Annotated in this window: 14 protein-coding genes and 1 pseudogene; 2 read left to right on the plus strand and 13 right to left on the minus strand. The window is 45.7% G+C overall.

The features are described from left to right. Positions 1-126: 126 nt before the first annotated feature. A pseudogene (locus tag JWH17_RS10340) lies at positions 127-303 on the plus strand (transposase); the annotation flags it as partial. Positions 304-687: 384 nt separating this feature from the next. Here the strand turns inward: JWH17_RS10340 and JWH17_RS10345 are convergent. From JWH17_RS10345 to JWH17_RS10395, 11 genes are all read right to left on the minus strand, one after another. Then, complete coding sequence (locus tag JWH17_RS10345; RefSeq protein WP_205222541.1) at positions 688-1,128, minus strand: hypothetical protein; 441 nt, start codon at positions 1,126-1,128, stop codon at positions 688-690. Positions 1,129-1,298: 170 nt separating this feature from the next. After that, positions 1,299-1,907: an ABC-type transport auxiliary lipoprotein family protein gene (locus tag JWH17_RS10350; RefSeq protein ID WP_205222542.1), complete on the minus strand. Its 609-nt coding sequence runs from the start codon at positions 1,905-1,907 to the stop codon at positions 1,299-1,301. A gap of 4 nt (positions 1,908-1,911) precedes the next feature. Next, positions 1,912-2,793 (minus strand): MlaD family protein, encoded by an 882-nt coding sequence (locus JWH17_RS10355; protein WP_205222543.1) that lies wholly within the window; start codon positions 2,791-2,793, stop codon positions 1,912-1,914. Next, positions 2,783-3,550, minus strand: coding sequence for an ABC transporter ATP-binding protein (locus tag JWH17_RS10360; protein ID WP_205222544.1), 768 nt, complete (start codon positions 3,548-3,550; stop codon positions 2,783-2,785). Before JWH17_RS10360 ends, JWH17_RS10355 begins: the two co-directional genes overlap by 11 nt. Further along, positions 3,547-4,719, minus strand: coding sequence for an ABC transporter permease (locus tag JWH17_RS10365; RefSeq protein WP_205222545.1), 1,173 nt, complete (start codon positions 4,717-4,719; stop codon positions 3,547-3,549). Before JWH17_RS10365 ends, JWH17_RS10360 begins: the two co-directional genes overlap by 4 nt. Further along, positions 4,704-4,946, minus strand: coding sequence for a hypothetical protein (locus JWH17_RS10370; protein ID WP_205222546.1), 243 nt, complete (start codon positions 4,944-4,946; stop codon positions 4,704-4,706). The genes JWH17_RS10365 and JWH17_RS10370 overlap by 16 nt, the downstream gene beginning before the upstream one ends. Positions 4,947-5,383: 437 nt before the next feature. Beyond that, positions 5,384-6,280, minus strand: a complete 897-nt coding sequence (locus tag JWH17_RS10375) for a 1,4-dihydroxy-2-naphthoate polyprenyltransferase (protein WP_205222547.1) — start codon at positions 6,278-6,280, stop codon at positions 5,384-5,386. A gap of 161 nt (positions 6,281-6,441) precedes the next feature. Next, positions 6,442-7,194 (minus strand): ABC transporter permease, encoded by a 753-nt coding sequence (locus JWH17_RS10380; RefSeq protein WP_205222548.1) that lies wholly within the window; start codon positions 7,192-7,194, stop codon positions 6,442-6,444. Between the two features lie 5 nt (positions 7,195-7,199). Next, on the minus strand, positions 7,200-8,012 hold the full coding sequence (locus tag JWH17_RS10385; protein WP_205222549.1) for an ABC transporter ATP-binding protein: 813 nt from the start codon (positions 8,010-8,012) through the stop codon (positions 7,200-7,202). A 13-nt stretch (positions 8,013-8,025) separates the two neighbouring features. Then, complete coding sequence (locus JWH17_RS10390; RefSeq protein ID WP_205222550.1) at positions 8,026-8,982, minus strand: ABC transporter substrate-binding protein; 957 nt, start codon at positions 8,980-8,982, stop codon at positions 8,026-8,028. A 173-nt stretch (positions 8,983-9,155) separates the two neighbouring features. Next, a complete protein-coding gene (locus JWH17_RS10395) occupies positions 9,156-9,758 on the minus strand; it encodes a MarC family protein (RefSeq protein ID WP_394713460.1) in 603 nt (200 codons plus the stop codon). 295 nt (positions 9,759-10,053) lie between these two features. On the opposite strand from JWH17_RS10395, the gene JWH17_RS10400 reads away from it, so the two are divergent. Then, a complete protein-coding gene (locus JWH17_RS10400; protein ID WP_205222551.1) occupies positions 10,054-10,287 on the plus strand; it encodes a hypothetical protein in 234 nt (77 codons plus the stop codon). Here the strand turns inward: JWH17_RS10400 and JWH17_RS10405 are convergent. Both JWH17_RS10405 and JWH17_RS10410 read right to left on the minus strand, forming a co-directional pair. Next, positions 10,284-10,580, minus strand: coding sequence for a hypothetical protein (locus tag JWH17_RS10405; protein WP_205222552.1), 297 nt, complete (start codon positions 10,578-10,580; stop codon positions 10,284-10,286). The genes JWH17_RS10400 and JWH17_RS10405 overlap by 4 nt on opposite strands. 308 nt (positions 10,581-10,888) lie before the next feature. Continuing rightward, positions 10,889-11,635, minus strand: a complete 747-nt coding sequence (locus JWH17_RS10410; RefSeq protein WP_205222553.1) for a substrate-binding periplasmic protein — start codon at positions 11,633-11,635, stop codon at positions 10,889-10,891. Between the last annotated feature and the right edge of the window lie 1,019 nt (positions 11,636-12,654).

Here is a 12,654-nt window from a genome sequence, read left to right on the forward strand (position 1 = left end):
TAAGATGGTCGTATAATTATAATACGTACACGTTTAAAGACAAGAAAAAAAGCACGGTAATTCAATAAAACCGTGCTTATAAAGTAGGGTCTTACGATTAGGATGTTCGCTTTAGACGATTTTCAGGTTTATAAAGGATTACGAAATTTTAGAGCAGGGATAGAATCCGGTATCTCCTGGTTAAAGCGAAGCCTTGGCCTGACTCGTTGCACCTGGAAAGGATATGAGGGATTTAAGAGTTATGTGTGGGCGTCGATAGTCTCTGCCAACCTGCTTACCATAGCGCGTCAACAACTGGCTTAACAGCCAGTTGTTTGGCGGGATTTCTCTAAACAGAAAGGACAGGTGCGCTTAGATTTTGGTTTTTGAAGGAATTTTCAAATGACAAGCTGAAAAGGATAGCAAAAGTTTGCTTGCCCTATGAACCGATTGTGTTCGCTGATGCGACTGGCTGCGGCCGCCTTTGAAAAAATTGCTATTTATGGACAGACACTAGATAGATAATTGGCTAAGTATTGTCCGTTATCAGCATTTTTTTAAAGGGCTTCATGCATCATCAAAATATTGTCTGTCAGGAAAGAATATGAACAGCATTATTGCCAAATGACGCCTCTGTGCAACCAATAAATCGCAAAAATTGCAGTTTGGAGTTGGGGTAGCCTGTAATCTTGGTTTCTTAATCGATTGCTACTCTGGGGTTGCTTTGGTTGCCTGCTTTTTTCTGGAAATGCGCCACAAAAGATACCACAGTAGCAAGGCCTGTATTCCAAAAAACACTGAGGTCATAACATTCATCATATGGCTAACACCAAGTGCCGCATAGAGCTCGTCTGCAAAAAGGTGGCGGCTAATATTTCGAAGAATAAAGAATTCGATAAAACCGATAATAATGACTTTGTGCTTCATCGGATCGCGTGAAGCCATCCAGGCAAGATAACCAAGAACAAAAGCGAATGATCCAATTATTCTGATGAAATAAACGTTTGTTACGTTCCATTCCAGAGTGCCCCCATAATGAGCAATGGCGGCTTTTTGAAAATCAATTGAAAACATCAAGCCAAAACCAAAAATGAGATGAAAGATAGCTACGAAAACAAGAACAGCCTTGAGTTGATTAAGTGTATTCATATGGCGAGGTGAAAAGGGTATGGTGATGAGATACGTACACTCTTTTTAAAAATCCTCTGGGATTTTCCTGTTATTATTTACTTGTGTCACCAGAGCTATCTTTGCTCTGTGTCAGGAGCAACGATCGGGAACCGCATCCACCTCCTACAAAGAGACATGGGGGATTCGGGTTAGAGCTGCATCCCCTTAAGCCAGGAGGCGAGGTCATGGGCAACCGTATCCGCCGCCTGGTTAAGCGCGGTAGCCCCATCCCCGGCATTGGGTGTGGAACTCGGGACTTGAGAGCGAAATTCCCTGGTCGCGATTACCGTTTTTGTTGCCGCGTTTATTAGGTAGAAACGTATACTGATAATTCCTTCTGAGATGTTGCCGTCATGTACGTGATGGCTGAAATCAGTGAGGGTACTTTCGAGCAGAAAGTCAGCTTTTGCTGCCGATGGAGGGCTGATTACAGCCCAGAAACTCCCGGTTGCTTCAAGGGCTGTTTGGAAGAGAAGGGGCAGTAACGTTACAGGTGCGTCACTCCAGCGGCTGTAGGCATAGCTGTTTTGTTCATATTGGGTAGTGACGTACACCATGTCGGTACCGGTAAACGCCCGCGATGCCCGAATTGGAGCAAGCTTGATGACGGGTCGGTTCTTTTTTTTCACTGTGGTGGAGCTGCTGCTTTTCCCAAAATCAGGCAATATGGTATAGATATCGCTTGGTGGGACCTTGTTGAAGCTGCAGCTGGCGAGGGCACAGCAAAATATTGCGAGTAAAATGCTCCTGTTTTTCATGATATTATTTTTCCCCTGGTCCAGGTTTTGGCTGACTGCGTTTAAAAAGCAGGTCGCTTGGACTGGCCTGTATGGCTTGGGTGGTGTGCTTTAGGTCTCCGGCAAGAATATCCAGATTGTATAATAGCTGATTGAGGAGCTCAAGGCTCTGTTGGACGTCCTGTCGCATGTTATGTCCAAGGTCAGCATAGTTATGTTCCAGGCTGTCTGCCATTGTTTGTATGCTTTGCGAGGCATCTGCTACTTTTGCAAAAGCCTTGTTTATCTGTTTTTCCATGACCACGCCGTTATCAACAACATCCTGTAATCCCTGCAATTGTCCCCTGATATCTTTGACAAGTAATGTTGTCTCCGCAATGATGGTGCCAATGTTCTCCAGGTTTTTTTCGCTGAGTATCCTGTCAAACTTGGCCATCGCCAAGGTCGATTGCTTTACCAGTTGTTCCAGAGAGGCATACATTTGGGTAAAGGTGGAGGGCGTTGCCGGGATGATTGGAACTCCCGTGCTTGAGGTTTTCAGCAGTGGAGCATCTTTGCTGCCGCCGCTGAGCTCTATAAATGCCAGACCTGTTATGCCAAAAGACTTTAATTGTGCGGTGGTGTCGGTTTTGATGGGGGTGCTGCGTACAATCTGTAAACGGAGTTCCACCTCTTCCGAGTTATGAGGGCTTATACCCAGCTGTACGACTGTGCCCACATTAACGCCCTTGTATTTAACAGAGGCATCAGTGCTTAACCCTGCTACAGATTCCGACATATAAACAAGGTAGGTGTCATATTCCTGTTTGCCGCCATGTTTTCCCAGCCAGTAGGCAAAGGTTATCAGCCCTGCTGTGAGAAAGACAACGAATAGCCCAACCAGTGTATAATTAATTTTACTTTCCATCTCTGCTCCGTATTTGCCCCCGGGACCCGCCAAAGAATTGTTGTACAATAGGATGGGAGGCGTGCAGAACTTCCTTAAGTGTGCCTTCTGCAATGACTTTTTTTTCGCCCAAAACGGCAAAACGATCAACAATGGTCCAGATAGAATCCAGATCATGGGTAACCATTACCACTGTTAACCCGAGAATGTCGCGCAGTTCAATAAGCAGATTGTCAAAGGCCTCGGCGCCGATTGGATCCAGTCCTGAAGTGGGTTCATCAAGAAACAGGAGTTGCGGGTCCATTGCCAGTGCACGTGCCAGGGCTGCCCGCTTTATCATGCCTCCGCTCAGTTCAGCAGGATAGAGCGTTGCCGCAGTAGGTGGTAGTCCAACCATTTTTATTTTCATTTGCACCAGCTCCTCAATCATATTTTCTGGGAGCTCTGTGTATTCCCGGAGCTTGATGCCGACATTTTCAGCAACAGTGAGTGACGAATAGAGGGCGCCGCCCTGGAAAAGCACTCCCCAATAGTGGCGTAGGGAGGCTGCATCGTTGCGGCTGATGCTCATAAGGTTATGGCCGAGAAGGGTGATTTCTCCGGATTCAGGGCGCAACAGCATAATCATCTGTTTGAGCAGGGTGGACTTACCCGAACCACTGCCGCCCAAAAGGCCGTATATCTCCCCCCGGCGTACGCTCAGGTTGATGCCGTCATGGATCACATTGGTGCCGAATCGGGTAACGATATTTGATACCTTAATAATTGTGTCGTTCAAATGCCGAGCTCCGTAAAGACCACCGAAAAAAGTGCATCACAAGCTATTACCAGAAAAATGGCGTTGACCACGCTGATGGTGGTGTAGCGCCCTATGCTCTCTGTGTTTTTAGAAACTTGAAAGCCGCGGAAACATCCTACCGTAGCAATAAGCCAGGCGAAAAACGGTCCTTTGCCTATGCCGACCCAGACATGCTTGACCGCCAGTACTTTCTGCAGGCGATGTATAAATTCCGGATAGGAAAGGTTGAGGTGTATATGCGAGATAAACATGCCGGCACCAATCCCGATTATGTCGGCAAAGAAAATCATCAACGGCAGGGCAATGATCAGGGCGAAAATTCGGGGAAGAACGAGAAAGCGATGAGGGTCAAACCCCATGGTTCGCATGGCATCTATCTCTTCCGTTATTTTCATCACTCCAAGCTGAGCTGTATAGGAAGAGCCGGTTCGACCTGCAACCACGATGGCTGTGATCAATGGGGAGAGTTCTCTGGTCACTGAAAGTGCTATCATGTCCACAATGAAAATATTAGCACCAAATTTTTCCAGCTGTACCGCTCCCTGATAGGCTATAACCACCCCTATGAGAAAACTGGTCAGAGCCACGATGGGCATTGCCCGGACACCAGCTTCTTCAATATTTTTTACAATAGCACCGAAACGGATGGTACGTGGGTGCACTATTGCAAGCAGCAGGTTGATGAAATTTTCTCCGGTAAAGGCTAAAAAGTCCTTCAAATCAGTCAGAAAGGCAACGAACCTTCTGCCTATCCTGTTGAAAGGCATCAGGAGACGGGAGAAAAGTGCAGGTTTGGCTTCACGATGCCCGAAAGCGTACCTACGCACCAGTTGATATATTTTTTCGTGCTCACTGGTAGCGCCCACAACGTCCACGGAGCACTGGTTTGCCTTGAGCGCATCGAAGCTGCGAATAAACAGCAGCATGCCGGCGGAATCAACGCGTCCTGTAGCAGACACATCCCACAGGATAGGGACATTGCGATATGTGCTGGTCATTTCAGTCAGCATCTCTGCCGCATCGTGGAGCGTATCAATGGTCCAGTCACCCGAGCTTTTGAGCCTAACAGTGTTATCTTCGTTCAGGTCGTGAAGTTTTTCTATTTTGGCTTGTTGTGATTGAGTGGATTGCATCAGCTTTCTACCCATGTCGTAATAAGTAACTCTTTGCCGCTCTTGACAGGCTGCGTGCATGCTGGTGGTGTAGAACAAGGGAGGGCGTACTTGGCAGCAATTTTCTGCTGAGACGAGCAGGGAAGGTCTTCGGAGATGATGGATCGTTCAGCAGGGCCCACAAGAATAGGATGCATCCTCTGTTGCGCAAAGGAAAGATCGTCGCATTTACCTGTATGTGCACCTGTATTGGCAATCATCATGCACCTTGAGTGGTAATAGGATGGATCAAAAAAGGTAACTTATTTTGCCTTTAATATACCAATTCATAGTACCGAGAACCTAAGAGAAATTGCAAAGAAAATGAAATGTTACCCCTTATTTATTGGTTTAATTGAGTAGTTGTTCTCCTATGGTCTAGGAGTCTGTCGGACTGAACCCTTTATCCTCAACTCGTCGTTATTGCAGAAAAAATAATGCTCGCAGGTAAGGAAGCGCAGACTCCGATATTAAGTATATGGCTGTGCTTGTTTTTCCGACAAGGCCTTGATTTGAAGAAAAAATTGCTCAATCCGACAGGCTACCAGGGCGTTTCTTTCAGGCATCTCTCAGGCAGATACACTTGTGAAAGGTCCTTTTTTGGTTGTAATTGACCATGCTTTATTTAAAAGGAAATATTCTTCCCATTTTTATTGTGGCATCAGCTGAAGTCAACTATCAGGCCGGCAGCAAACAACAAACTATATAAAAACGATAATCTGGCGGTATCGGCCAGCAACGCATTCAGTTGAACCCCCTGCTCAACTTTTATTTTTTTAGCCAACAGCCAGGCCAGAGGAACGGTAAGCAGCGGCAGGAGAATAAAGCTCTTGGCAACGCCGGTCAACACCATGAGCGGTGGAACCAGATAGCTCAGCAACAGCAACAGTTTAAATTCAATAATTGTCCGGCTACGCCCAAGAATCACAGCCAGGGTATTTTTGCCCGCTTTGCGATCGGTATCAATATCTCGTAAGTTATTGACCACCATGATCGCGGTGATCAGCAGTCCGGGGGGAACCGCTGCAACTAACGCCAGCAGACTCAGCTCGCCGCTTTGGATAAAAGATGTTCCGCACACCGCCACCAGACCAAAAAAGATAAAAACAAACAGCTCACCCAGCCCATGAGAAGCCAGAGGATAAGGGCCGCCACTATAGGCCAGCGCCGCCAGCACTGAAACTATACCAATGATCACTATCGTTACTCCGCCTACCGTAGCCAGGTAAAGAAAAAGAAAAAACGCAAGCAGCAGGCTAAAAATCATCCCCCCCTTCACCGCAGCTGGTGAAATCAGGCCGCTTTGGGTAACCCGTACCGGCCCCAGTCGCTCCTCGGAGTCGATGCTATTTTTAAAGTCAAAATAATCATTGGCCAAATTCACTCCGATCTGCAGCAGGGTAGCTCCAAGAAGACAACAAAAAGCCGGAACAAAGGCGAATTTTCCATGGCTAAAGGCCACGGCAGACCCTACCGCCACCGGCCCGACCGCTGCCGGCAGGGTTTTGGGACGAATGGCCAGTAGCCAAATCTCGAATTTTGAGAGAGTCTCTTGCATAATGGTTTCTGTGTAATGGTATGATCGCCCCCTGATTTTCATGTGCCTAATGGAAATCAGGGGGCGCGTACAATTGTTTTCATTGCGGTGTACTCAAATACGCTGCAACAGAAAAAAAAATGCAGCAACGACGCAGATGAAAAGTTTTTAACAATCCGGCATCATTCAACAAAGCGATGTCTACTTACTTTCAGCTCTATAGCATAAATAGCAAAATAGAGCAGCACTCCCAAAAGCCCCATCCCCATGATACCAGTATACATTTCCGGATAGAGCAGCACCTGATATGTCTCAATCACTATGTAATAGCCAAGTCCATAGCTCGTCAACGACTGTTCGGCTATAAAAAGTACCGCCACCGCTGTGCCTACCGAGATCCTCAGGGCGGTCAATACCGCAGGCAGCGACGCCGGCAGATAGACATAGCGGAAAAGAGCCCGACGCCCGGCACCAAGGGATTTAACAGAAAGGAGCAACTCCTTCTTCAACCCCGAGGCCTCATCACGCACCACAACCAGTATCTGAAAAAAGATAATGATGGCAATCAGGGTGATTTTGGAAAAATCGCTGATGCCCATCAGCACATAGATAACCGGCAGAAAGATGATCTTGGGGATCGGGTAGATTATAGCGATCAATGGGCTCAGTATCCGGTCCAGTTGCGGCATCTGTCCGAGCGCCAGCCCAAGAGGTGCCGCAAATAAGGTGGCCAGACAAACTGCAGCCAGAACCCGCCCTGCAGACGCCAGAAAATGGAGGCCTAAGTCGCCGGTGATGTGGGCAAAAAAAAGCGGTACTACAACCACCGGAGAAGGAAGGATCGGACGATTGACCAAAAGGGCTGCCAGTTGCCAGAGGCAGAAAAACATCACAATGCCTATAAGGGTATCGAGCAAGGTCGCTTTTTTCTTCATTGTTGTCAGCGACTCCCTGAGTTGATTCCGGCATCCCGGGTGGTGTAACGTGCCAGAAGATCGCGCAATGCACTGCACCGTTTCAGGAACTCGGGATCGGTTCGTTTGTCGATTTCGCCCGACAGATGGTTGTCGATGATCTGTGGAAGCCGGTTGCAGCTGTTACCCAGCACCAGTATTTTTTCACCCAGCATCACAGCCTCTTCAATATCATGGGTAACGGTGAGCGATGTTAAACCAGACTCCTGGTGAAAACGGTTCATCACCTTTTGCAGTTCTTCTCTGATCGGGGCATCAAGTGCTGAAAAAGGCTCATCCATCAGCAACAGGTCGGGTCCGAGAACCAGGGTTCTGGCGATAGCCGCCCGTTGTCTCTGCCCCCTTGACAGCTGCGCGGGGTACATCGCCTTCAAGTGGGCGATCCCCAACCAGTGCAACCAGTATTCAACGCGGTCTGCATCCTTTGCCGCATCATGCACCGCATTGGCAGGGCTGTGTTTGCCATCCGGACCATAAAATTTTCGTATCTTCAGGCCCAGCCGGGTATTTTCCAAAATTGTCGCCCAAGGCAGCAGACCGTGATCCTGAAGCACCAGCCCGGTGGATGGTCTGGCTCGGATAATTTTTTCTTTACCAATACGGATTTCCCCTTCAGAGGGTTGTTGCAATCCTGCTATAAGATAGAGCAGCGTGGTCTTCCCACAGCCAGACGGGCCGATAACGCTCCAGGATTCACCTCGCTTAATGTTGAAAGAGAAATCTTCAAAGAGAAGCTTCGTACCTCCATAACCAAAAGTGAGGTTGTGGATCTTTATCACTTCGAGCTCCCTTTCATGGTGCGAGAAACTCCGAGGTAACCGAACCTTCATAGGCCAAAGGTGTGCTCAGGAGCTTTTTCTCAAGCATCCAGGCCATGACATCGTCCCACTGCGCTTTTGTCGGCACCTCTTTTCTCGGCAGAGGAGGTGCCTGATAATCGTTGGCGATGTTTTTCGGCATCCGAATTTTTTTCAACATCAACGACTGAAAAGCAGCGGGATCACTATTGAGATCTGCACACGCTCTATCCCAGGCTACCATAAATTTCTTAACGGTTTCGGCTTTTTTTACAAGCACATCATTGGTAAAGGTGACAACGCTGGCACTGACACTGCTCAAGGCCGTATCATTGACGATTTCAATGGCTCCCCCCTGGATGGCACTAGCTCCAAGAGGGTCTGGTAGCGTCACCGCCTGTAATTGTCCGGAAAGAAGCAGCTGCAAACGTTCCGGTAATACCGGAACTGATTTGTATTGAATAGCCTCAGGCCCCACGCCACCAGCTTCAAGCAGTCGAGTGCTTATATATTCTATGATGGTGTTTTTAGAAATACCAATGGAAACATCGGCCAAATCAGCAACCGTCTTCAGATGACTGCCGGGCGCCGCAAGGAGCCTGAACAGCGGCGAATCCCCTATTGGTGAACGGGCAATAGAGACAATTTTCACCCGGTTCTGCTCTCTGTTGAAATTGGCTGCGCCGGAGATTTCATTGATCATGCCATCCACTCTTTCAGCCTGCAGCAGCTGGTCACGTTCCACAGCACTCCCAACGGGCAGAGCTTCGACGAGGATTCCCTGTTCAGCAAAATGTCCCCTTTCCTGGGCAACATATACCGGCAACACGTCTGGGATCGGCAGAAGCGCGAGCCGAAGAGTGTTCTCTTCTTCAGCACCAAAAATCGTTGTCGATAGCCCCAGGCATAGAAACAGAACACTTATAAGACAGACAGCTTTAGTACTTTTCATTATAGGTATGCTCATTGATAGCGTTTCTGTACAGATACCAACTAAGAAGAATGCGTGTATAGGTGGTATCTGGATTTCATGACGGTTTGAGCCTACCACATTTTTTGAAATATGCCTAAATCAGATGCATCATGGGTAAGACTCGAAAGGAAGTGCTGCCTGGCCTCTCATTTTCAGCTCAAGAAATTTTTCAACCCTGTGAAAAAAATCTGTGCGGCTATGGCCGAAACGAAGAGGCCTGTAAGTTTGGTTAGTATGAGCAACCCCTGTTGGCCGAGAAGGCGTTCAAAGCGGCCTGCAACAAGGAGCAGGGCTCCAACCGAAAAGATAGCGCAGAGCAGCGCAAAACAAGCGGTAAGTTTCTCGGAGAACGTTTCCAGACCAGCACCCATGACCAAAAGAGCACCGATTGTGCCCGGGCCAACTGTAATAGGAATCGCCAGGGGAACAACCGCCACATCTTCCTGGGATTCTTGCGGAGAAACAGTTGTTTTTCCCTGGACCATGGAAACAGCTGAGAGAAACAGTATCGCCCCAGCACCGATGCGGAAGGCATCAAGAGTGATGCCAAACAACGCGAAAATATAAGTGCCAAAAAGAAAAAGAGCAAAACAGGTCAGAGCGACCGCCATGGTCACCTTTTTGGCTATCCTGTGCCGCTCGACCTGCGATTCGTTTCTGGTGAGCGACAGAAAAGCCGACATGACGAAAAAGGGGGTAAAGATCATAAAAATCTTAAGAAAAACATTGATGAACAAGGTGAGTATCTCTGTCATGTCAATCATTTTCAAGTTCGAATGCGGATAAATGTCTTTGGGAAATATATTTGCGCTCAGGTTGCGAATTGAAGATCATACTTGATAGGAGATATTTGGGCTTTTGAAAATCAGAAATGCAGGAAAAAGATTAACTTGAGAAATTACCGTAACGGTTTAGATTGCCAATGGCCCGGTAAGAGTAAAAATACAAAAATAGATCGAAATGGAATATCACGATAAACTTGTCGGAATAACAAAGGAATATATACTGTTTCACCATTACTACTTTCCTTTTGGATCTAAGCGGATCAAGATGGATCAAATAAAGAAAATTGAAGTGTTCGCTCCAACGCTTGGGTCTGGAAAGTACCGTATTCATGGTACTGGTGATTTTCGCACCTGGTTCCCTTGTGATGTCAAGAGACCCAGCAGGGATAGGATATTTGTCATTACTCAGAAAAAAGGATGGGTTCGCATCGGTTTCACCGTTGAGCAATCAAACTTAGCCCTGCTTATTTTTGAAAAGCTAGGTTTAATTATAGACTAATTCCTTTTTGACAGGCGTAGGGTAAAAAGGACAAGCATATAGTCTATTGAAGTTAAGGAACGATCATTTCTATGCATCGTTGGCTTGTCATTTCCCAGGAGGCAAAATCCGCCAATCTGAATATCTACAGGAATTATGTTGCGAGATTCTTTTTGTTGTCTCTTTTCTTCTTTGTTTGCTTTTCTTCCTTCCTTTTGTCGTTGTAACTTTTTATCTTTTCTTCCTCCTTTTTCTTTGCATTTCCTTCTTTTACTTCCTCGCAAGAGGCTGACGGGAAGGTAAAGGATAGCCAAATAAGTTATGTTGCATCGAAAAGAAGAATCATTCCCAGGGTTAGCGTAACAAATTGAAATAACAAGCAAAAGCAGACGTTTGGCATTCTACTTAAAAAGTGAAATAATTTCAGACAGATAGGTCAACTCGCAACACAACAGGAACAGTCTAAAACCGATGTTCTTCCCCAAGAGCTCTTATTGCCAATGGAAACCTCTACCTGGTATTGTCGGCTACTATCATGCTATCTTGCATGTTACTCGACAAAGTTTGCATTGGTATTCAAACCGAACAATGTATCACTTTCAGGTCAAATCCACACCGCATCCTAATGAATATCATTTTGTGAAAAGAAGCGTTGTGTAAGGTTTTCAAGAAAACCATTATTACGCATATTATAAAGGCCGTTATTGAATGCTTGCAGAATCATAACGGCATCAGGATGTTTTTTTGAAACGCATAGATACAGCTTTTTCCTATCTAACGGTGGGTCGATAACGTCAATGAATTGCAAACTTTCTGGTAAGTAATTTTTTACCAAATAATATCCAACATATTTGTCAGCGACTACGAGGTCTACGCGACCCGCCATAAGCATCTTGAAATTCTGTAAATCACTGGTTGTTTTTTCTTTCTTAAGATATGTAGCCTTATCAAACTCCTCAGTATTCACATACCCCGTGACTACCGCAATCGTGTAAGGCTCCAAATCCCGAAGATTTGAGTATTCGATAACATCCTTTTTTCTTTTGAAAAGTACAAGAGGAGCAGCGGGAAATGATTCAGAAAAATAAAACTCTTCTGACCTTTGTTCTGAATAATATTCGGGAAAATATCCTGCGAAAGTGCCGTTGCTTGCGACACGAAGAGCTCTGGCCCATGGAAAGAAGGACAGCTTAACCTCATAATTTGAATTGGCAAATGCCATTTTTACAAGTTGAGCAACATATCCTTGGTCTGAGTGATTGTAAACGTACGGCGCCCACTCTAAGGTAGTGAGTTTCAACTCTGCACAAACTAATTGAATGGGGACCCCAAAAAAAAATATTAGTAGGAAAACAAATTTTCGGGTCATGTTTAGCCTACCAATAGATGTCGGTTATTATGGTCATGAAAATGAAATAACAGCTTTATTTTGGAACTCTATAATCCTACACCAATAGTTTCTATAAAAGCAGGGTGACACATGCGCGCACATTTGTCTAATAATTACTTGGATAGATCGTGCGATTAGATAAATCGGAAATGCTCAGTATTAAGGATAGATACTTTTGGGTAGAAATGCTGAAAAATATTACTTTTCTATCGGTCATGAGGATCGGTTAATATTATCAGACAGAATCTCGAAAAAGATCCGTATTAATAGGCCTTTCTACTGCCGATTTCGGCACTAAAATTCGGTTCAATTTACCTTTGTGAGAAGTTATTTCTGAAATGGAATAAGCTCAAGTAGAGGTACTAGTTGGAGGTTCGGAGCTTCGATGTGGCCATGTTAACTTCAATGACATACTTCAGCAATCACCTTATCTTTGGTAATCTTCAGATTGAAGTTACTCAATTTTGGGTCAGTTTTTTTGAAAATGGAAAGTCTCTGCTCACTATAAAATATTAAACTGGCTGATAGTTCAAAAAAGACCACTTGGTGATATATGGGTTGTTTGGGGTCTCGCTACATATATAAGAGATCTCTTGCATTGGAGTGCATGCAGAAATTTGAGATGTCAACGTGCAATCATAACATTCGATTAGAAATCGTAAACCTGCTTAGTATTGATTGAAAATCGTGCAACGTCCTGAAAGGTAAGCTTCGAACAAGAAAACATATCAAGTTGGTCCATGTGACCAGATTCGCTATCTTCGAATAAAAATAGTGTTATAACTGTCTGTTATCCCGGCTATTTTTTCCTCTCATCTTCTCATCGAGTATTGTTGCGGCTAGCCACAAAGGGCCTAATGTATCGATAAGTAGCATAAAAATGCCAGCCCATACCCAGGTTGTCGTCCTCCAGCATAGGAGTGCTATGATTATAGCGACCGAACCGAGCATAGGAATTCCGGATCCCATTCTCAATTCTTTGTCTGGGCCTTTTAAAA

The organism is Desulfogranum marinum (assembly GCF_016918565.1).
Taxonomy (GTDB): domain Bacteria; phylum Desulfobacterota; class Desulfobulbia; order Desulfobulbales; family Desulfobulbaceae; genus Desulfogranum; species Desulfogranum marinum.